Origin of the sequence: Pseudofrankia sp. DC12, from assembly GCF_000966285.1 — a bacterium.
Lineage (GTDB): Bacteria > Actinomycetota > Actinomycetes > Frankiales > Frankiaceae > Pseudofrankia.
On the sequence record NZ_KQ031391.1, the window covers coordinates 1,142,366 to 1,162,225 of the forward strand.

General features: G+C 71.3%; 22 protein-coding genes. 6 read left to right on the forward strand and 16 right to left on the reverse strand.

Features of this window, described 5'->3' with window-relative positions:
* Positions 1 to 788 precede the first annotated feature (788 nt).
* Positions 789 to 1,490, forward strand: a complete 702-nt coding sequence (locus FRADC12_RS04710; protein WP_045875709.1) for a TetR/AcrR family transcriptional regulator — start codon at positions 789 to 791, stop codon at positions 1,488 to 1,490.
* Between the two features lie 208 nt (positions 1,491 to 1,698).
* On the opposite strand, the gene FRADC12_RS04715 is transcribed toward FRADC12_RS04710, so the two are convergent.
* Entirely contained in the window at positions 1,699 to 2,331 is a 633-nt protein-coding gene (locus FRADC12_RS04715; protein WP_045875710.1) for a helix-turn-helix domain-containing protein, read from the reverse strand.
* A 136-nt stretch (positions 2,332 to 2,467) separates the two neighbouring features.
* Here FRADC12_RS04715 and FRADC12_RS31985 point away from each other — a divergent pair, with 136 nt between their 5' ends.
* Complete coding sequence (locus tag FRADC12_RS31985) at positions 2,468 to 2,833, forward strand: class I SAM-dependent methyltransferase (protein WP_045875711.1); 366 nt, start codon at positions 2,468 to 2,470, stop codon at positions 2,831 to 2,833.
* Here FRADC12_RS31985 and FRADC12_RS04725 read toward each other — a convergent pair.
* Positions 2,830 to 3,699 (reverse strand): PaaI family thioesterase, encoded by an 870-nt coding sequence (locus tag FRADC12_RS04725; RefSeq protein WP_052710682.1) that lies wholly within the window; start codon positions 3,697 to 3,699, stop codon positions 2,830 to 2,832. The genes FRADC12_RS31985 and FRADC12_RS04725 overlap by 4 nt on opposite strands.
* A gap of 282 nt (positions 3,700 to 3,981) precedes the next feature.
* Here FRADC12_RS04725 and FRADC12_RS04730 point away from each other — a divergent pair, with 282 nt between their 5' ends.
* On the forward strand, positions 3,982 to 4,677 hold the full coding sequence (locus FRADC12_RS04730) for a TetR/AcrR family transcriptional regulator (RefSeq protein ID WP_045875712.1): 696 nt from the start codon (positions 3,982 to 3,984) through the stop codon (positions 4,675 to 4,677).
* A 90-nt stretch (positions 4,678 to 4,767) separates the two neighbouring features.
* Here the strand turns inward: FRADC12_RS04730 and FRADC12_RS04735 are convergent, their stop codons facing one another.
* The 4 genes from FRADC12_RS04735 to FRADC12_RS31990 all read right to left on the reverse strand — a co-directional run bounded on the left by FRADC12_RS04735 (position 4,768) and on the right by FRADC12_RS31990 (position 7,225).
* A complete protein-coding gene (locus tag FRADC12_RS04735; RefSeq protein WP_045875713.1) occupies positions 4,768 to 5,016 on the reverse strand; it encodes a desulfoferrodoxin in 249 nt (82 codons plus the stop codon).
* Between the two features lie 195 nt (positions 5,017 to 5,211).
* Entirely contained in the window at positions 5,212 to 5,847 is a 636-nt protein-coding gene (locus FRADC12_RS04740; RefSeq protein ID WP_045875714.1) for a cysteine hydrolase family protein, read from the reverse strand.
* Positions 5,848 to 5,901: 54 nt separating this feature from the next.
* A complete protein-coding gene (locus tag FRADC12_RS04745) occupies positions 5,902 to 6,825 on the reverse strand; it encodes an SDR family NAD(P)-dependent oxidoreductase (RefSeq protein WP_045875715.1) in 924 nt (307 codons plus the stop codon).
* A 124-nt stretch (positions 6,826 to 6,949) separates the two neighbouring features.
* Positions 6,950 to 7,225, reverse strand: a complete 276-nt coding sequence (locus FRADC12_RS31990; protein ID WP_045875716.1) for a hypothetical protein — start codon at positions 7,223 to 7,225, stop codon at positions 6,950 to 6,952.
* Positions 7,226 to 7,545: 320 nt separating this feature from the next.
* Between FRADC12_RS31990 and FRADC12_RS04755 the strand changes: the two genes are divergently transcribed.
* The 3 genes from FRADC12_RS04755 (at position 7,546) to FRADC12_RS04765 (ending at position 9,480) form a co-directional block, all read left to right on the forward strand.
* Positions 7,546 to 8,622, forward strand: a complete 1,077-nt coding sequence (locus FRADC12_RS04755) for an Hsp70 family protein (protein WP_045875717.1) — start codon at positions 7,546 to 7,548, stop codon at positions 8,620 to 8,622.
* A gap of 179 nt (positions 8,623 to 8,801) precedes the next feature.
* Entirely contained in the window at positions 8,802 to 9,002 is a 201-nt protein-coding gene (locus tag FRADC12_RS04760) for a hypothetical protein (protein ID WP_045875718.1), read from the forward strand.
* Positions 9,003 to 9,105: 103 nt separating this feature from the next.
* A complete protein-coding gene (locus FRADC12_RS04765; RefSeq protein ID WP_045875719.1) occupies positions 9,106 to 9,480 on the forward strand; it encodes a hypothetical protein in 375 nt (124 codons plus the stop codon).
* Here the strand turns inward: FRADC12_RS04765 and FRADC12_RS32795 are convergent.
* The 10 genes from FRADC12_RS32795 to FRADC12_RS04810 form a co-directional block, all read right to left on the reverse strand.
* Positions 9,455 to 9,958, reverse strand: a complete 504-nt coding sequence (locus FRADC12_RS32795; protein ID WP_232303612.1) for an SDR family NAD(P)-dependent oxidoreductase — start codon at positions 9,956 to 9,958, stop codon at positions 9,455 to 9,457. The two genes, FRADC12_RS04765 and FRADC12_RS32795, sit on opposite strands and share 26 nt — an antisense overlap.
* 68 nt (positions 9,959 to 10,026) lie before the next feature.
* Positions 10,027 to 10,860, reverse strand: a complete 834-nt coding sequence (locus tag FRADC12_RS04770) for a TauD/TfdA dioxygenase family protein (protein ID WP_045875720.1) — start codon at positions 10,858 to 10,860, stop codon at positions 10,027 to 10,029.
* A 39-nt stretch (positions 10,861 to 10,899) separates the two neighbouring features.
* Positions 10,900 to 11,496: a carboxymuconolactone decarboxylase family protein gene (locus FRADC12_RS04775; protein ID WP_045875721.1), complete on the reverse strand. Its 597-nt coding sequence runs from the start codon at positions 11,494 to 11,496 to the stop codon at positions 10,900 to 10,902.
* A gap of 322 nt (positions 11,497 to 11,818) precedes the next feature.
* Entirely contained in the window at positions 11,819 to 12,145 is a 327-nt protein-coding gene (locus FRADC12_RS04780; RefSeq protein ID WP_045875722.1) for a hypothetical protein, read from the reverse strand.
* 28 nt (positions 12,146 to 12,173) lie between these two features.
* The gene (locus tag FRADC12_RS04785; RefSeq protein ID WP_045875723.1) at positions 12,174 to 13,457 is read right to left on the reverse strand and encodes an aromatic ring-hydroxylating oxygenase subunit alpha; all 1,284 of its coding nucleotides are present in this window, start codon (positions 13,455 to 13,457) and stop codon (positions 12,174 to 12,176) included.
* A gap of 277 nt (positions 13,458 to 13,734) precedes the next feature.
* On the reverse strand, positions 13,735 to 14,214 hold the full coding sequence (locus FRADC12_RS04790) for a (2Fe-2S)-binding protein (RefSeq protein WP_045875724.1): 480 nt from the start codon (positions 14,212 to 14,214) through the stop codon (positions 13,735 to 13,737).
* Positions 14,207 to 15,115, reverse strand: coding sequence for an FAD binding domain-containing protein (locus FRADC12_RS04795; RefSeq protein WP_045875725.1), 909 nt, complete (start codon positions 15,113 to 15,115; stop codon positions 14,207 to 14,209). Before FRADC12_RS04795 ends, FRADC12_RS04790 begins: the two co-directional genes overlap by 8 nt.
* A gap of 6 nt (positions 15,116 to 15,121) precedes the next feature.
* Entirely contained in the window at positions 15,122 to 16,315 is a 1,194-nt protein-coding gene (locus FRADC12_RS04800; protein ID WP_045875726.1) for a cytochrome P450, read from the reverse strand.
* An 89-nt stretch (positions 16,316 to 16,404) separates the two neighbouring features.
* Positions 16,405 to 17,322 carry an SRPBCC family protein gene (locus FRADC12_RS04805; protein WP_045875727.1) on the reverse strand — a complete coding sequence of 306 codons (918 nt, stop codon included), beginning with the start codon at positions 17,320 to 17,322 and terminating at the stop codon, positions 16,405 to 16,407.
* 185 nt (positions 17,323 to 17,507) lie between these two features.
* A complete protein-coding gene (locus tag FRADC12_RS04810; RefSeq protein ID WP_045875728.1) occupies positions 17,508 to 19,820 on the reverse strand; it encodes a xanthine dehydrogenase family protein molybdopterin-binding subunit in 2,313 nt (770 codons plus the stop codon).
* Positions 19,821 to 19,860 lie beyond the last annotated feature (40 nt).

Here is a 19,860-nt window from a genome sequence, read left to right on the forward strand (position 1 = left end):
CGGCCGAGCGCGGCGGCGGTGTCGCACCTCCGCGGGATGGTCTCCAGCAGCGCGTCGGCCCGGTCCGAGGCCGGCCCCAGGGCGCCACTTCCCGACCCATCGACGAGCACGCTGACGGACGACAGGCGCTGGAATCGACCGACGACGAACTTTTCGCGTCACTCTCCGAAGCCGGCCCGATTCGCGGGCCCACAGGTCGCGCCGACGATCACCCTGGGTGACCGCGAAGGTGAGCGGGCGAGTTGAGGAGCGGCTGACGTCTTCCCTCCAGGCGAGCTCCGCGACCGAGTTCTGCCGGGTGGCACGGTCGCGCTCGCCGATGCGCGGGACGACCTCGATCGCGCCGCGGCCTCGGGCGGCGAGCGCCCCCGCGATCGCGGCCAGCTCCTCGGGGCGGGCGTGGGCCCCCGGCACCGGGCGGCCGTCGGGAACCGTGGCAGGAAAGTGCGGGACGTGGAGAAGCCCAGCGCACCCGCGTCGATCGCCGTTCCGACGACGGCGGCCATCGCGGCCAGGTAGTCGTCGCCGGCCGGGGCGTCGTCGAGGCTGCGCTCGCCCACGACGTAGTGAAGTAAGTAAGTCCTCATTTCACTGACGAGCCTAAGATCGTGGATCCGCGCGCGTCAAGCGACCGACATTGATGTCGAGATCAGCGCGGCGGCGGGCGGGGCGGTTGCCAAAACTCTCATGATCGGGTGAGTAAGATAGCGTACGTTCATTCACCTGGCGACTGTGCCCCGCATCCGGAGGAGCTCCGTGTCGGGAGAACCACCGCTACTGGAGGACCAATGGCCGACCAGCCGACCGTGGAGCGGACGGCGGCGTCCGACGGCGCGAGCGCGGCCGCCGAGGCGAGGCCGCGGCCGCGACGGCTGACAGCCGAGGCCCGCAAGAGCTCTATTCTGAAGGCCGCCCGGCAGGCGTTCGTCGAGACCGGTGACATGAACGGGACGACCATCAAGCAGATCGCCGAACGCGGCGGTATCAGCGAAGGTGTGATCTACCGGCACTTCGAGAGCAAGGACCAGCTGTTCTACGAGGCGGTCTTCGAGCCGCTGCGCCAGGCGGTGGACGAGCTCGTCGCAGCCACCGATGTGGTCGACCTCGACGAGCCACTCACCCCGGAACGCCAGCTGGAGGCGCTCAACGGCCTGTACCGCCGGCTCATCGCCACCCTGGAGGAGATCCTCCCGCTGCTCGGGCTGGTGCTGTTCGGCGACCCGAAGGTGGCCCGCCGCTTCTACCGCAAGCACTTCACCGTCGCGATGGACCGGCTGGCCGAGGCCTGGCGTGAGGTCGAGGACAGGTACGGCTTCGAGTTCGAGTCGCCGGACATCTCCGCCCGGGCCGTCATGGGCATCGCGCTGGTGCTCGCGCTGGAAACCCGGCACAACGACCTGTTCAACAAGGACCGGGCCGTCACCCTGGTCTCGCGGAGCACGGTGAAGGGCTTTTTCCCGGCCCTTGAGCCGACCCGGCGCCGTCGCTAACCCACGCCGGCGGGACGACGGGTAAAGGACCGCCGCCAATGGCGTGATCCTGATCCCGTTTCCCCAGCGCGGCGAGGTCGCGCCGGAAAGGTCGCGAACGTGCTCAGGCAATTCGGTTATCCCGCCACCGGGGCAATCGGGCCGCCGGCCGGGCACCGACGCCGGGTAGCTGGCCTGGCGGGTTCCGGCTGACCGCCGGCGAGGCCGGTCAGCCGTCGGCCCGTGCCGTCGGGCGGGCGCGCAGGTGCAGGCGCTCGCCCTGCGGGCCGAAGAGGCTGAGGATCTCGACCGGGCGTTCGGTCGGGTTCGCGAAGGCGTGCGGCAGGTGGGTGTCGAACTCGGCGGCCTCGCCCGGGCCAAGCATGAGGTCGTGCTCACCGAGCAGCAGGCGCAGCCGGCCGGAGAGCACATAGAGCCACTCGTAGCCCTCGTGGACCTGCGGTTGCGGCTCGCTCGCGGGCCAGTGGGCCGGGATGAGCATCTTGTACGCCTGCAGCCCGCCGGGGCGGCGGGTCAGCGGCAGGAACGTCATGCCGTTGCGCTGGAACGGGCGCGGATGGATGCGCGGGTCCGCGGTCGGCGGGTGGCCGACCAGCTCGTCGAGCGGCACCTGATGTGCCCGGGCCAGCGGCAGCAACAGCTCCAGGGTGAGCCGGCGCTGCCCGGACTCCAGCCGCGACAGCGTGCTGACGGAGATCCCGGTCGCCTGGGACAGCTGCGGCAACGTCACCTCACGCTCGTGCCGCAGCGCCCGCAGCCGCGGGCCCACCGCCGCCAGCACGTCGTCGAACGCGGGCTCGTCCGCGGGCTCAGGCGTGTCGCCCAGTCGCTGGTCCACCATGCAGCCAGTTTGCCATTCTGGCAAAGATATTTGTCAACCCGGCCGCGCTGGCGCACAGTCGCGCCCAGTGGTCGAGGCGAGGGGTCCACGGCCTCGCGACAACAGGCGGGCCCGCGGCTCGCACAGGAGGCAGGCATTGCCGATCGAGACAGCTGACGAGCCGCGGGGTGGCGAGCTCGCCACCGGGCCCCACACCATGGGGGATCCGATCGACGCGACCGCCCAGGTCACGCCCGACGCCGGCCGCCAGGACCTCGTCTTCGGCCCGGACGCCTGGGACGCTCGGCACCGGGTCCATGCCGAGGCGCACCCGGCTGGGGACCAGCCCAGCCCGGTGCTGGCCGAGCAGGTCGCAAGCCTGCCGGCCGGGACCGTCCTCGACGCGGGGGCGGGCACCGGCGCGGACGCCTGCTGGCTGGCCGGCCGCGGCTGCAAGGCTTCCCAGCACCCGGCACCTGAGCAGGCGCACAAACCGGACGATCCAGACCCCGGCCGGGACTAGAAGCTTCTCGTGACCGCTCGGACCGCCAGCCGCCCGTCGGCGCCCGCATCGCGGACCTCGACGGTCGTCATCCCGCCATGGGCCGTCGCCGTCGCCACCGCGGGCCCGATTCGGACCGGCCGCAGATAACGCAACGTAATCGACGCAAGCGGAACGCTCGGGTTCAGGGAGAGCGCCGCCTGCTCGACGGCGAGCGCGATCAGCCCGCCGTTGACGGTGTTCGACGAGTTCAGTCCGTGCACGGTCCGGTGGACGGCCGCGACACCGGGCTCCCTGACCTGGCAGCCGGCGTGCTCGGCGAGGCTCGTCAGCAGCGGCGGGCGCGGCGGCGCCTCGTCCGGGTCCTCCCAGACGATCGGCGGCATCACGAGCGACGGGTCGCCCGCGGCCATGAACGCCGCCGCCGCAACGCCGACCAGCTCACCCGCCTCATCGGTGAACTCCGCGCCGATGACGACAACCGACCGACCAGTCTTGATGACTCGTCCGGTCGCGTTGATCTGGCTGCTCGGGCGCGGCGGGACGGTCAGCTGCACGTCCAGGTCGAGGGTGACGGGCACCCGCGGCGCGAGCTCGCCGACCGCGAGCCGCCCGCCGATGACATCCGCCCAGACCACGAGCGGAGCGAGCTGGACGGTGGTCGTCCCCGGTACGCACATTCCGGGCGAGACCGGGCAGGAGCCGCGCAGCTCGTCGCCGGCCCGGCGCGTCGCCATCATGATCGGGCCGAGGGTGTGTCCGTCCCGCGCGCTGTGGCGGACCTGGCGGGCGTTGGGAATGCCCGGCACGTCAACTGTCTCGATCTCAAGCGACGGAATCGCCCCAGGCCCGGGGATGCCGTCGAGGACCTCGCCTGACTCGCTCAAGACTTGCCCAGCAGGTAGTGGACCGACATATTGATCTCCCCTGAGCCTGGTGACGCCAATGGAGAGGCTGACCACGACGCGGGACCACGATGACACTGCGTGGCGAGGCCGCTGGCGAGCCGCGCTCGGGCCGGGTCCGCGGCCGGCCGAAGGGCCGAGACGCCGCGAGCTCTGGTACCCGACACGCTCTGCTCATTTTAACGTCGACGTCAATGACAATCCACCGGTAGACTCACCGGTAAACACCGGTGTCGATCGGAGGGCCATTCGTGGAAGGCTGCCGTGGCGTCCACGGATAATGTGTCCCCGCCCGCGCCGGTGCCCGGTGCCAGGCCGGAGGGGCGAGCGAAGGCGAGCGGACCGCGTTCCCGCAAGGGTGCCGCGACCAGGGCCCGCCTGGTGCACGCGGCGAAGGCCGTCTTCGAGGAGGACGGTTTTCTGGACGCCCGGATCTCCGACATAGCCGAGCGCGCCGGAATGTCACACGGCTCGTTCTACCATTACTTCGACTCGAAGGAGCAGGTCTTCCGCGAGGTCGCCATGGCGGTCGGCGACCTTCTCCAGCAGCCGATGTACACCTCTGTGTTCAACGGGCCACGCGCCGGCACTCCCGCCGAGACGATCCGGCACTTGGCCACGCAGTTCCTGGCGAGCTACCGGGACGAGGCCCGGATCATCGGCGTCATCGAGATGGTCTCGAGATACGACCCGGAACTGACGAGTATCCGGTTCGAATATCAGGAGGCGGATCGTATCCGCGCCGCCCGGGCTGTCCGCCGGATGCAACAGCAGGGCTGGGCCGACCCGAGCATCATCCCCGAGGTGGCGCTGGCGGCGATGAGCGCGATGATGAACCGCTTCGCCGAGATGTGGTTTGTACAGAAGCTGTTCGAGTTCGATTTCGACGACGGTGTGGAACAACTCGTCCGCCTTTGCCTGAACGCGCTCCAGCTGGCGGAGCCGGCGGCGGACGCTTAGCGCCCGCCAACCGGGTGCCGGACGTTCAGCCGGGCCCATGTCCCTGAGGACGTGACCCCTTGGCCCAGCCCAGGAACAGCAGGCGCTCGCTCAGTCCGAGGACGGGAGCGGCCTCGCCTGGGCGAGGGACATGGGCTCGCCGTGACACACCGGCTCGGCGGCGCCGGCCTTGGCGACGAGAACCTGGGCCTCGCACACGGCGCAGGTGTAGCGCTTACCCAGCGCGGCCGGGCCGCCCGGACGCAGCTCGAGGGTCGACTCGGCGGTGACCCGGACGACGACCGCCTCCACGCCAGTCGCCTCGTCCTTCAGCCGGGCGCCGGCCTTCAGGGCTGCCATGTCGTCCTCCCGTCGTCGGGTGTTCACCACGTGGGCCGTGGCCCTCCCACGCTAGATGGATTTGACACCGACGTCAACATTGAGTTTCGCCGGGAGGCACCTGCCGCCCAGCGCCGATCAGGTCGGGGCGCTCAGCGGCAGTGGCCTCACCCGCCTGGGAGGCGACGGGCCCCGGCCCACGCTACCGACTGGCCGTCAGTCCGCGGAGGTTTTCTTCCAGGCCGCGAGAACATCGTCGGTGCCGACGATCGTGGCGCACAACGACAGCGAGTTGCGCAGCACCAGGTCGGTGTACTCGGTGGGCACGCCGGCGATCGCGTCCCGGGCCACGACAACCTGGTAGCCGAGGTTCACCGAGTCGAAGACGGCCGCCGGGATGGCGACGTTCGACGAGACCCCGACGATCACCACGGTCTTCGCGCCCAGGTTGGTCAGCAGCGCGTCGACGTCTGTCCCCGCGATCGGCGAGACGCCGTGCAGCCGCACCGAGACCAGGTCCGAGGGCTGCTGGCCGATCTCGTCGAGGACCTCGACCGCCGGCGTGCCGAGCAGCTGCGTGACCGGAGCCTTGTCGGTGCCGAGGAACAGCAGGGCATTGGTGCTGGAACCGCGGCCGTCCGGCCGGCGCGCCGCCACCGCGTGCAGCACGCCGACACCGGCGGCCCGGGCGCCGGCGGCCAGCCGGGCCACGTTGGCGATCATCCCCGACTCGCGGGCGACCTCGGCGAGGACCGGAAGCGAGCTGGGCGTGCCGATGACACCGTTCTGGCATTCCTGCGTGAGCAGGACGGTGTGCGCAGGGCTCAGTAACTCGGCGAGATCTACCGCCATCGGACCTCTTCTCCCAGCCACCGTCCGGCTCGCGCTCGTCCGGACCAGCGCCCGTCAGGACTGAGGAAACCGCATCCCGCGGCCACGAGTCTCGAAGACGTCCTGGGCCAGCACCCCGCCGAGCCTGGTCGGGTCCCAGCGCTTGCCGCCGGCCGAGATGACCTTGCGCTCGGTCCAGCCCCGCATCCAGATGATCCTGTCCTCGATCACCCGGATGACCTGGCCGGTCACATGGTCGGCCTCGTCACTGGCGAGCCACGCGACCAGCGGGGAGCTGTTCGCCGGGTCCATCGGGTGGTACTCGCCCTCGGCGAGCTCGTCCGGCTCGAACGCCGGGCCCATGCCCGGGATCGTGGCGGTGATCCGGGTGAGCCCCGATGGGCCCACCGCGTTCACCGTCACGCCGGAGCGCAGCAGCTCCAGCGCGAGCGTCTGGGTGACGGCGACGATCGCCGCCTTGGCCGCCGCGTAGCTCGACTGGCCGAAGTTGCCCCCGAGGCCCGCCCCGGAGGTGGTGTTGATGATCCGGCCGCCGGCCGGGCCGCCTTTGGCCTTTGCCGCGGCGCGCCAGTATTTGGCGGCGTGCTGGCAGGTCGCCCAGGTGCCGCGCAGGTGGACCCGGATGACCGCGTCGAAGTCGTCCACCGGCATGTTCCAGATCACCGAGTCACGCACGATCCCGGCGTTGTTCACCAGGACGTCGAGCTTGCCGAAGACGTCCACCGCCCGGGCGATCAGCTCGCCGCACTGGTCGAAGTCGCCGACGTCGGAGTAGTCGGCGACCGCGATGCCGCCGCGATTCTCGATGAGCGCGACGGTCTCGTCGGCCGCGCGGCCCTGGCCCTCGCCGCGCAGCGTGCCGCCCAGGTCGTTGACGACGACCTTCGCGCCCTGCTTCGCCAGTTCAAGGGCGTGGCCCCGGCCGATGCCGTGCCCGGCCCCGGTGACGATCGCGACCTTGCCGTCGAGCAGCCCCATGCCCAGCACCTCGGTTTCGCTCCACTACTGACCAGACGAACTGCGCACCACAACTGCCTGGCGCGACGGCGCCGGACGACCGCGCGCAGGTGCGGCCACCTTCAGCTGCGGCTACCTTCAGCAATCAGATTGTATAAAATATCATAAGACTGTCTCGGGCGCCGCGGAACGCCCGACGACGGCCGCGCGAGGCCCGCCCCGCGTTCAGGCCCGCCCCGCGTTCAGGCCCGGCCGAACGCGCCGGCCGCGCGCAGCCGTCCGCGCCCAGGTCGGCCAGGCGCGTGGTCAGCGCCCCGGGGCCGAGCATCGACACGTCGACGATGCGCACCCCGGCCAGCAGAGTGGTCGCGGACGGCCGGGAAGCAGTCTCGTCGGGCATGAGCGGCACCTCGATGGTCATCAGCGGTTCGGCAGTGTCGGCGTCGGAACGATGCGACCCGAGCGACGATCCGATATTGGATACGTTATCCACTCCCCGTCGAGACGCCCTTCCTGGGCCGGCGGACGCCCCCAACGGGTGGTCCTCGTGACACAGAGCAGCGGGACACGCCGTGGTACCCGGTGCCGTGTGGTAGTCATGACCACACCGCCGTTCCACCCCGCGCCGGGGCCTTACGGCGACCGGGGCACACGGGTGCGCGCCCTCGCCACCCCCTGGGGTGCCCCACACTCGATGTCGTTCCTCGACAGGGACGGAACTGCCGAGAGGACGGGCGAAGAATGGCGCGCGAGTGGCTCTTAGCCGTCGATCTGGGGACCACCTGGACCAAGGCCGCCTACACGACCGCGGACAGTACTGACCCGGTCCTCGTCCGGGTACCGGCGACCCAGCTGGCCTGGTTCCCGACGGCGGTGGCCCGCTCGTCGGACGGGCGCTGGCTGGTCGGCGACGCGGCCCAGGCCCGCCGGACCAGCCGGCCCGACTGGTGCTGGAGCGAGGTCAAGCGGGAGCTGGGCCAGCACGAGCCCCGGATGCTGGGCGGACACCCGTTCGGCCCGGTCGAGGCCGTCACCCAGCCGTTGCTGTACGCGGCTCGACAGGCTCGCCGTCAGGCCGGGCGGGGGTTCGACCGGCTCACCCTCTCGGCGCCGGTCATCTTCTCGGACGAGCAGCGCGCGGTGCTGGTCGAGGCCGGTGAGAACGCGGGGTTCGCCCCGGACACCATCACAATCGTCGACGAGGGCGCGGCGGCCGCCCGGTCCGTGCTCGGCCCGCGGCCCGAGGACGGCACCTGGGTGGTGGCCGACATCGGCGGCGGAACCTTCGACGCTGCCCTCGTGACGGCCGACCGCGGAGTGGCCGCCGTGATCGACCAGGTCGGCGACGACCGGGCGGGCGCCCACGCCATCGACACGGCGATCGTCGCGCGGCTGCGCGAGCGATACCAGATCGACGACGGCGACGGCGAGGCCGGCCGGCGGCGGGCCGGCTACCTGCGCGACGCCGCCCGGATGCTGCGAGAGCAGCTGGCCGAGCAGCGGTCGGCGGACGTCTTCCTGCCCGATCTGCTGCTGGAGCTCACCCTCACGCCGGCGCAGCTCGGGGAGCTGGTCGAGCCCGTGCTCGCGCCGGCCATCGAGCACTGCGCGGCGATGCTCGCCCGCAACGACCTGGGCTGGGAGAAGATCAACGCTCTGGTGCTCAGCGGCGGCGCCTCCCGGGACCCGGCGGTCCGCGCGCGGTTGGCGCCGCTCGCCGCCCTGCGCGACGCCGCCAACCCGGAGCTGGCCGTCGTCCTCGGTCTGACCGTCCCGGCCGAGGCGCCCAGCCGTACCATCCTGTCGCTCAGGTACTGACCGTCCGGCCGGCGGCAAGGCGGCGGGGGCGGCGTGTCAGGGCCGGGGGCGGGCGGGGCGGGCGGCGTGTCACGGGCGCAGGACGCCGACGAGGAGCCGGACGGCGGCCTGGATGCGCCCCCGGGTCCGGGGCCGGCCAGTCGGCACGGCCCATCACCCAGCTGAACACCGAGGTACCGGTGCTCGCCCAGCGGGCCAAGGCCGAAGGCGTCGAGGAGATCCGCTCCGCCGCGGACCTGGTCCCGCTGCTCTTCCCGCACACCACCTACAAGAGCTACCCGGAGTCGAACCAGTCAGTACCTGAGTCATCAGGTCGGACCGGACGCGCGTTCCCTGGGGATCGTGCCGAGGTCGACTCGGCAGATCGCGGCGGGAGGTAAAGACTTCCGCCAGATACCCCCAGGGAGGTACCGAGGCGCCAGCATTACGGGTAGTGTTGATCCAATTACCCATCCGCCACCGAACCGAAGACGAGGTGACCTCGTGACCGACCTTCAGCCGTCCGTCTCCGCCATGACCGAGCTTTCCACCAGTCAGGCGCCGGCAGCCGGCACAGCCGAGGCCGACTCCGTCGAGGCCTGGCCCGTCCGCCGGACACCCCACTGGCGCAAGCACCCGGTCACTCGCGTCACGGCGGCCGTCGTGAGCGCCTTCTTCTTCGCGCTGACCGTGCTGCCGGTGTACTCGGTGATCGCCCACGGGAAGAACCCGATCTGGCTCGCTTACGCCGTCGTCGCGGCCGTCTCCTGTTACCTGTGCATCGCCGACGTCGTCCGGCAGGACACGCGCACCCCCGACGACGAGGAAGAGGCCAGCCGCCGCTTCCACGCCATCACCCGCGACTTCGACCGCCCGTAACCGCCCCTGGGCGCGGCGCCGACGGCGCGAATCCCGAGGCCCGCGCGTTACCTGGAACGCCAGGCCACACCCGCGGGCACCGCGGGCTGGTGCGATGCGCCGTGCGAGTGGGCTCCCCGCCATGACCCTGAGTTCTTCGGCCGGTCCGGCGAGAGCGACGACGTCGAAGGCGGCGGAAGCCCTCGCGGCCGGCCGACGTCACCAGGATCGTGGCGGGCCCGTACAGCGCCCTGATCTCGGCCACCCCGGCGTCGATCTGCTCACGGCTCGTCACGTCACACGTGACCGGGTGCGCCACGCCACCCGCCGCGACGATCTCGTCCACAACCGCCTTGGCGTTGCCCGGGTCCAGGTCGAAGACACCGACCTTCGCGCCGTCAGCGGCCAGGCGCACGGCGCAGCCACGCCCGCTGCCCGAGCCACCACCAGTGACGATCGCGACCTTGCCGGCCAGGCTGTCGCTTGCTGCCGCGGTCATCTGCGCGCGGTTCCCTTCGGTCGGCAACGGTTCACATGCCGAGTCTGTTTCACGGCGGCGCGGGCCAGTCAGGCCACCGCTTCCTCGCCGACGAGGGTGGTGCGGTGCATGAGCCGGCGAGACAGAGCGGTGTAGGGCTGTGCTCGGTGCAGGATGCCCGTGTTGTCCCAGATGACGAGGTCGCCCGGCGTCCAGTGGTGGCGCAGGGAGAAGCGCGGCTGGGTGGCCCAGCCGAGGAGCCGGTCGAGCAGCGCGCGGCTCTCGTCCTCCGGCCAGCCGACGAGGTGGTCGGCCGTCGCCCCGACCAGCAGCGACTTGCGCCCGTTGCGCCGGGTCCAGACCAGCGGGTGCTCCCGCGAGGGAACCTTCTCCCAGCTGGCACGCACCTTGGCCGACGCGTCCGGGTGGGCCAGCCGCTGGGTGGCCGCGAAGCTGTGGACCACGCGCAGCTCGGCGTACCGGGCCTTGTCCTCGGCGGACAGCGAGTCGTAGGCGGCGTAGAGGTTGGCGAACTCGGTGTCGCCGCCTTCGGTCGCGACCTCCAACGCGGTCAGCAGGGTCGCCTTCTGCGGCACCAGGTCGTTCGCGCCGTCGATGTGCCAGTAGAAGGTGCCCGTCCGATAGGCCGCCAGGGCGCTCTGGGCGGGGTCGAGGGAGATCGCCGAGACCTCCGGGAACTCCTCCTCGCCGCCCATCGGAGCGACGACCACCTCACCGAGCAGCCGGCTGAGCGCGACGAGGTCGGCGTCGCCGATGTGCGCCTCGCGGTAGATGACGACGCCGTGCTCGTCGAGGTACCTGAGGGTGTCGGCGGCGACGGCCGGGTCCGCCAGCTGGTGGCCGGCAAGGCCCGTGACCGCGACGCCTACCTCGGCGCTGATCGGGCTGACGGTGACGGACATCGGAGGCTCCCGTCGGATCGGGGCGCGGGGCGCGCCCGCTCAGGCTGTCGGCGACTGGCGGCGGGCGACGGCCTCGCGCATGTCGTCGTCGATCTCGATGTCGAACGAACGGATCATGTAGGCGAGCGTCTCGTAGGCGCCAACCGTGAAGATCACGTCCAGGATCTGCTTGACCTCAAGCTCCTTGACCAGAACCGCCCAGGTCTCGTCGCCGATCTTGCCATCACCGACCAGCTCGTCCACCGCGCGCAGCATCGCCGCGTCCAGCGGGTCCCACAACGGCGCGTCCGGCCCGAGCGCGATCCGCTGGATCTCCTCATCCGAAAGGCCCGCGTCGCGGGCGATGAAGGTGTGCTGCAACCACTCATAGCCCGCCTGGCGCTGCGCGGCGACCCGCAACACGATCAGCTCCCGCTGCCGGCCGGTCAGCGTGCTCGTCGACAGGATGTGCCCGTTGAACGTGAAAAACGCCTGCGAAAGGGTCGTGTGGTACGCGAACACCCCAAGCGTGTTCAACGCCTTCGAGCGACCCTCCGGCGACAGCCTCGCCGGGGTACCCGGCGGCTCCAGCGCGGCCAGCACCTGCCGCATCTCCTTCGGCCACTGCTTGAGCGGAAGCGGCTCGATGCGTGCCATGCGACGTCCCCTTTGCCATGATCGGTGGACAGCGGCGCCGTGTGCGGCGGTCTGGGCGGTTTGTGAGGCGACCGGTCAGTCCAGTCTTTCGCGCTCCCGCGTCGACGTGCCATCGATCGGCCAGGTCACCCACATGCCAATGCCGGCGGTTCCGCGTCGACGGGGCTGGTCTACGCGGAACCGCCGGCACCGGTCGGGCCGGTTGCTTGACCCGGGCGGCCGGACGTCGGTGGCGGCGCCGGGTCGGGGGCCAGCCCACCCGGCGACGTCCACAGCGACGCGGCCAGCACCGGCCCACAGGGGCCAGTGGTCGACTCGGACGTCAGACCGCGGGAGCGAAGACGTTCGAGATGTGCGCGGCGCCGGCGTCCGGCACCCGCGGCTGGTGCCAGGCCTCGACCGAGAACGAGACGCTGCACAGCGAGTAGTAGACGAGCAGCAGGTTGTACGCATCCTCGGGCAGCTCCTCCAGCGGGAACCTGTTCAGGTACGCGATCGCGTCCTGGATCCGCGGGAGAGCGGCGTCGTAGAACGCCTGCAGGTCGTCCATCTTGGCCGCGTAGCGCTTCGCGAACCGCTCGTCCTCCGTCGGGAGGGCCCAGTCGGCGAAGGGCTCCAGATCCGCGAAGTCCGCGGGCAGGGTAGCCACGGGTGTCTCCCCTCTTTGAGCGGGCGGGTCAGACCAGCGCCGGCGACGGCGTGGCGCCGGGGGTGCTCTTCACGAACTCCGCGCAGAAGGCGCGCGCGGTCTGGTGCAGGTGACGCAGCAGGATCTCCTGGTCGTTCAGCGGGAACTCGCTGACCGCCCGGGACTCCAGCATGGTCTGGGTCGCCTCGAGGGTGTTCGCGTCCTGCAGGCCGTACTCCTTGAACGTCGCGGCCGCCATCTCCTGGCGGAGCCGCTCAAGGGCGTCCTTCGGCGGCGCGAAGTACAGCGCGGCCTCGAAGGTGTGCGAGTTCACCGACGTCGGCCAGTAGTGGTACGTGAGGTACCAGCCCGGCTCCCAGACCAGAATCATGAAGTTCGGGAAGAAGACGAACGAGTCGACGCCCCACGCCTTGTGCCGGGCCGGGTTCAGGCCGGGCGGCAGCGTGATGTCGAACGGCTTGTCCCACGGGCCGAACAGGCCGGTGCGCAGCTCCCGCTCGATCGGCTTGACCATCCTCGGGTCCTTCGGCGGGGACATGCCGCCCCAGCTGGAGACCATCGAGTGCGGGCCGTCGATCTTGTAGTACAGCGCCTCGTAGCCGTACTGCTGCAGCTTGCGGGACTCCTCCGCCGTCGCCTGGCGGTTGTGCAGCACCGGCGCGTGGTAGAACTCCGCGAACGCGTCGATGAACAGCTTCCAGTTGGCGCCGATCTCGGACTTGTACTTGAAGACCGAGGTCATCTCGCCCCACGGGTAGCCGACGAGGTCGGCGGCCAGCGGCCCGAGGTAGTCGGCAAGGGACTGGGTGCCGTCCTTGTCGAAGTTGATGAAGATGAAGCCTTCCCAGATGTCCAGGCGGACGTCGGCGAGGCTGTACTTCGCCTTGTCCAGGTCGAAGAACTCCGACTCCTGCTGGACGAAGGTGCAGGCGCCGCCGAGGTCGTAACGCCAGGCGTGGTACTTGCAGATGAACTGCCGCGCCGTGCCCGAGGTCTCCTCGCGCGGGTAGTCCTGCCAGACCAGCTTGTTGCCACGGTGCCGGCAGACGTTGTGGAACGCCTTGATGCCGTCAGCGGTCCGCACGATGATCACCGAGGACCGGGCGGCGTCGATCTCCTTGGTGAAGTAGCTGCCCACCTTGGGGAGCCGCTCGACCCTGCCGACGTTCAGCCACGTCTTTCCGAAGACCGCCTTGCGCTCGAGCTCGTAGTGCTCGGGCGAGATCGAGTCCTCGTAGGAGGCATCCGCCGTGCTCAGGCCGGGATAGTGCGCCGTCCAGCTGCCCTCAGCTGGCTTCGGGAAGTGAGCCATGTTGTGCGGTTCCTTTCCGTACCCGGACAGAGGCCCATGATAGCAATCCTCTCTAGGATTGAGAAGAACGTTCTCACCTGACGAGTGTCGGACTCAAGCGAAGCCACGGAGTGCCGCGGCACCGGGACGCAGAACACACAGGACGCCGGCCACGGGCCGGGGGTGGGAGCTGGCCACAGGCCCGGCCCCACACCGCCACGGTCGGCTGCCGACAGGCATGGCCCAACGTCGACGGACCGGTAGGGCGCCCGCCGACGGTTGGCCTGCTCGCCGTCGGCTAAGCCGGCGCGGTCGCCGTCGCGGCCTGGCGCACGGCGGCGATGATGCCCTGGTAGCCGGTGCAGCGGCAGAAGTTGCCGGAGAGGCCCTCGCGGATCTGCTCGTCGGTCGGGGCCGGGCTGTCCCGCAGCAGCGCCGTGATCGAGACGACGAAGCCCGGGGTGCAGAAGCCGCACTGCAGGCCGTGGCAGTCACGCATCGCCGCCTGCACCGGGGAAAGCGTCCCGTCGGGGGCGGCGATGCCCTCCACGGTCGTCACGTCGAGCCCGTCGGTCTGGACGGCGAACATGAGGCACGAGCGGACGGCGGCGCCCTCGACCAGGACCGTGCAGGCACCGCAGGCGCCATGCTCGCAGCCGAGATGGGTGCCCGTCAGGCCGCAGCGCTCGCGCAGGAAGTCGGCCAGGGTCATCCGGGGCTCGGCGAGGTTCTCGACCGCCTGGCCGTTGACCGTGAGGCGGACCGGCAGCTCAGCCATGGACGGCTCCTCCGGCTCCGGCGGCCGCGCCGGCAGCCTCCTTGATCGCCGACGTCCAGGCCCGGGCGGCCATCGTCGCGCCGACCCGGGTCCGGTAGGCAGCCGAGCCTTGCAGATCGGCGGGGACGTCGTCCAGCTCGCTCATCGCGAGCGCCCCGAGCTCCGCCGCGTCCAGCGCGTCGACCCGCTGCCCGACGGCGGCCAGTTCGGCCCCCGCGGCACGCAACGGCACCGAGGCCATCCCCAGCAGGCCGATCGCGGCGCGCGCGACCCGGTCGTCGCCGTCCAGCTCGACCGCGACGGCGGCGCCGGCGATGGCGAAGTCACCCGACCGGCGGGCGAACTCCTCGACCGCGAAACCAGCCCGGCCGGCCCGCACCGGGAACCGCACGGCGACGAGCATCTCGTCCGGTTCGAGCGCGGTGCTCCACAGGCCGGTGAAGAACTCGGCCCCTGGGATCGTGCGCTCACCGCCCGCCGCCGAGGCGGCGATCATCTCCGCGTCGAGGGTGAGCACGACGGTCGGGTACTCCCCGGCCGGGTCGGCGTGCGCGACCGAGCCGCAGAGCGTGCCGCGGTTGCGGATCTGGAAGTGCCCGATGAGCGGCGTCGCCCGGGTCAGCAGCGGAACGGCACTCGCCACCGCCGCGTCGCGCCCCACCGCCGCCTCTGTCTCGCCGGCGCCGACCCGCAGCCAGCCGTCCGCCACGGTGATCCCCCGCAGCTCGGGCAGGCGCGCGATGTCGATCAGATGGTCGAAGTAGGCGAGGCGCAGTGCCAGCATCGGCACCAGGCTCTGCCCCCCGGCCAGCAGCTTGGCCTCATCGCCGAGCTCGGCGAGCAGCGCGAGCGCCGCCTCGACGGTCTCCGGTCGGTGGTACTCGAACGACGCCGACTTCATCGCGGCTCAGCCGATCGTGATGGGAAGGGATTCCCAGCCGCGGACGGTCGACGTCGAGGCCAGGTTGGCGTTGTCCCAGTCCACGTCCCAGCTGGGGAAGTGCTTGAGGATCTCCTCCAGCGCGACGCGGCCCTCGAGGCGGGCCAGCGCGGCGCCGAGGCAGTAGTGGCCGCCGAGCCCGAAGGTCAGCTGCTGGCCGATCTGGCGGCGGATGTCGAAGGTGTTCGGGTCTGGGTAACGAGCCGGGTCCCGGTTCGCGGCCGCGACGATGAACAGGATCGCCGAGCCCGCGGGGACCTGCTGGCCGTGGAACTCGACGTCGGTGGTGACGTAGCGGCCGATCGCGTGGCCGGGCGGCTCGAACCGAAGCAGCTCCTCGATCGCGTTCGGGATCAGCGACGGGTCGGCGACCAGCTCGGCGCGGGCCTCGGGGAACTTCGCGAGCGTCGAGGCCGCCCAGCCGATCAGCCGGCCCGTGGTCTCGTTGCCGGCGCCGGCGACGACGGTGACGTAGGTCAGGATCTCGTCGCGGGTGAGCGTCCGGGTGACGCCGTTCTCGTCGGTGAACTCGGCTCTCAGCAGCTCGGTCATCAGGTCGTCCGACGGGTGCTCGCGCCGCCAGTCGATGTACTCGCCGAAGACCTCGCCCGACAGCAGGGCGCCCTCGGAGAGATCCATCTGTCCGCCCTCCTCGGTGCGCAGCCGGTCGTTGCCGGCGTCGCGGATCCCCGCCTGGTCGGCCTCGGGAATGCCGAGCAGCATGCCGATGACGCGCATCGGGAACTCGATGGTGAAGGCCTTGCACATGTCGAACTGTTTTTCGCCGATCAGCGGATCGAGCGTGCGGACACAGAAATCACGGACCTGCTGTTCGATCCCGAGGACCCGCTTCGGCGTGAAGACGCGGGACAGCAGCTTGCGGTGGATGTCGTGGGCCGGCGGGTCCTCGAAGATGAGGGTCCCGGGCGGCAGCTCCATGCCGGACTTGATGATTTCCAGGATGCCGCCCTTGGCGGACGAGAAGGTCCGCCAGTCCGGCAGGCCGCGCTCGATGTCGGAGAACCGGGTGACCGCGAAGAAGTCGTACTGCTCGTTGTAGTAGAGCGGGACCTCCTCGCGAAGCCGCTGGAAGATCGGGTACGGGTCCGCGGCGTAGGCCTGGGTGTAGGGATCCCAGGCAATCGCGGTGTCGGTCGTCACTGGTGTGCCCTTCCGCGGCTCGGTGCGACGATTTCTGGGTCGGTACGGCGGCGGGCGGGACCGCCGGAACAGGAACTGGGCGCTCCGTGTCAGCTCTGGGCCGCGCGGACCACCAGCCAGATGAGCAGGGCGAGCACCACCGCGCCGATCACCAGCAGCGCTCGCTTCAGCAGCGGCCAGGCGACGACGCCGAGCAGGTTGACCGGAGCGCCCGCCACCGGCGCGACGACGACCGGCCGCCCGGGCGGCGGCTGCGCCGCGCTCGAAGCCGCCTGGGCCGCGGGAGCCTGGACCGCCGCGACCGGGGCCACTGGAGCCGACGGGCCGGCCGGTTCGGGCGTGGCCTTCGCGCGGACCGGCGCCGCGGGGGGCGCCGCGACCGGCGCCGCGACGCTCGCCGGGGCGGCAGCCGGAACCTCGGGCGCCGAAGCCTCTTCCACGGGCCGAGCCGCGGCGGCCGTGGTCTCGGCACCAGGCGCTTCGGCGGCCGGCGCATCGACCACTGGCTGTTCGACGGCCGGAGTTTCAGCTACGGGCGCCTCAGCCACGGCCGGTGCGTCGCGCGAGGCCAGGATGTCGGCCTCCAGGTTGCGGACGAACTGCGCGACGAGCTTCGAGCTGACGTCAGCGAGCACACCCCGGCCGAACTGGGCCGCTTTCCCGGAGATGGTGAGATCGGTGGTCAGGTGAACGGCCGTCTCGTCACCGTCCGGGGTGAGGCCCATCGTGACGATGGCGCTCGCGTTGCCCTGGCCGCGGGATTCCTTGCCGTCCGCCTTGATGACAGCCCGGTGTGCCGTCGCGTCCTTCTCCTGGAAGGTGGCCTTGCCCTTGTACTGGGCGACGATCGGGCCTGCCTTCACCTTGACCGCGCCGTGGAAGTCCTCGCCGTCGACCGAGAGCAGCTGCGCACCGGGCATGCACGGCGCGATCCGTTCCGGATCGGTGAGCAGCTCCCACGCCCTCTCGACGGGCAGCGGAACTCGGAACTCGTTGACCAACTCCACCTGCGTGCGTCCTCCACGTCGGCCCTGGGATCGGCTGCTGGGCGTTCGCTCAGGCCCGTTCGCCGCGCCCCTTCCGGCCCCGCCTCGCGGGGTGGCATCGAGCAGGAACCGGATGGGGGGACGAACCGGCTCACCCGAACAATAACCGGTTGTTGGGCGACTGCCCAGCACTCGGGCGGCCCGGCTTAGTGGCCAGCGGCGACGAGCAGCTCGACCAGGGCCGACGGGCTCAGGGGCAGCTCGGTGAGCTTCACGCCCAGAGGGGCCAAAGCGTCAGCCACCGCGTTGATGACGGCCGGCGGGGCGCCGATCGCGCCGCCCTCCCCGGCGCCCTTGTGACCGCCGGGACCCGGCGCCGGCGTCTCCATGTGGCCGTACTCGATGTGCGGGACCTCGGTGGACGTCGGCAGCAGGTAGTCGACGAAGGTGCTGGCCATCGGGTTGCCGTCGTCGTCGTAGACCATGTGCTCCAGCAGGGCGCCGCCAATCCCCTGGACGGTGCCGCCGGCGATCTGGCCCTCGACCACATTCGGATTGATCATCGGGCCGACGTCCTCGCCGACCACGTAGCGCAGCAGCGTCACCTTGCCGGTGGCGATATCCACCTCGCAGGTGCAGACATGGGTCGCGTTCGACCACAGCATCGGCGCCTTCTGGGTATGGGTGGCCGTCGCCGCCACGCCGTCCGGCGACGCGAGCTCGCCGTAGCTGACCGAGGCCGCACCGGCGCTCGCGCGGCCGTCGCCCAGGGTCACGGCGTCCTCGGGGACGCCGAGCCGCTCGGCGGCGAGCGCCGTCAGCTTCGCCCGTAGCACCCTTGCCGTCTCGGCGACCGCTCCGGCCATCGCGGAGCCGCTGCGGCTACCGGCCGTGCCCGCGCCGAACGGGGTCACCGCCGTGTCGCCCTGGATGGTCACGACCTGGTCGAAGTCGACCCCGAGCGCGTCGGCGGTCAGCTGGATGACGGTCGTCTCCAGGCTGTTGCCGGCCGCTCCGCCGTTGACGATGACCGTCACGAGGCCGGTCGGGCCGATCCGGATCACCGCTCCCTCGGACGCGTAGTACGGCTGGCCGGTCGCGGTCGGCTCGATGTACGTGCCCGTGCCGACCCCCAGGTAGCGGCCCTGCTCGCGGGCGGCGGCCTGCTCCGCCCGGAAGGCGTCGTAGTCGAGGATCTTCAGGGCGAGCTCGAAGGTCTCCAGCGGAGACGAGTGGTCATAGGGCGGCATGCCGGCCGGGTTCGGGTACGGCTGGTCGTCGCGGCCGATCAGGTTGCGGCGGCGCAGCTCGACCGGGTCGAGCCCCATGTCGCGCGCGGCGATGTCCAGCAGCACCTCGCGGGCGACCGACTCGAACTGCCACGGGCCGCGGTAGGCGGTGCGCCCGGCGGTGTTCGAGAAGACCGTGGAGGTCGTCCAGGCGGCCAGCGGCACCTTGTACGGCCCCGGGTAGAGCAGCCCGACCGCCCCGGACGCGCCGACCGGCCACGGTGTCGGGTAGGCGCCGCAGTCCTGGACGTGTTCGAGGCTCACGGCCGTGATGGCGGCGTCGGCGGCGAAGGCGATCCGGGCCCGGCCGTGCTCGTGGCGGGCCTGGCCGGCGGCCATCAGGTTCTCCCGGCGGTCCTCGACCCACTTCACCGGCGCCGGGACCTTGCGCGCCACCAGCAGGAGGCACATGTCCTCGCGCATCGGGACGACCTTCTGGCCGAAGCCGCCACCGGTGTCCCGCATGATCACCCGTACCCGGTCCGGGTCGAGGCCGAGCAGGCGGGCACCGAACGCACGCACCTCGTGCGGTGTCTGGGTGGCGGCCCAGACCGTCAGCTCGCCGTCGTCCGGGCCGCCGGGACCGGGCGCCCACTCGACGACGAGGCCGCGGGTCTCCATCGGGACCGCCTGGTACGCCTGCTGGTAGAAGGTCTCGTCCGCGACGTACGCGGCGGCGGCGAAGGCTGGCTCGACCACCGCCAGCGGTGGGCCGGCGAGCCCGCCCGCGACGTTGTCCGGGAAGGCCGCGTGCACCACGGCGTCCGAGCCGCGGGCCTGGCGGTAGTCGGCGGCGGCCGGCAGGGGCTCGTAGTCGACGTCGACCAGCTCGACCGCGTCCTCGGCGACGTACCGGCTCTCGGCGATGACCAGCGCGACCGGGTCACCTACGAACCGGACCTCTTCGACGGCCAGCGGCGGGCGCGGCGTGTCCGGGACCTTCGGGCCGTACGAGCTGTACCAGGCCGCGTGCACCTCGTGGTTGAGGTCGGCCGCCGTGAAGACGGCGTGAACCCCCGGCAGGTCGAGCGCCGCCGAGACATCGATGCTGTTGATAGTCGCCCGGGCGAACGGGCTGCGCACGAAGCAGGCGTGCAGCATTCCCGGCCGCTGGATGTCGTCCACGAACGTGCCGTGCCCGGTGAGCAGCCGAGCGTCCTCGACTCGGCGCACCCTGCGGCCGGCGAAGGGGGGCTGCGTCACGGCCGGAGCCGTCACGGTGTCGGTCATGTGTCTCGCTCCTCGCGACGCGTGCTGCCAGGTGGCCTGG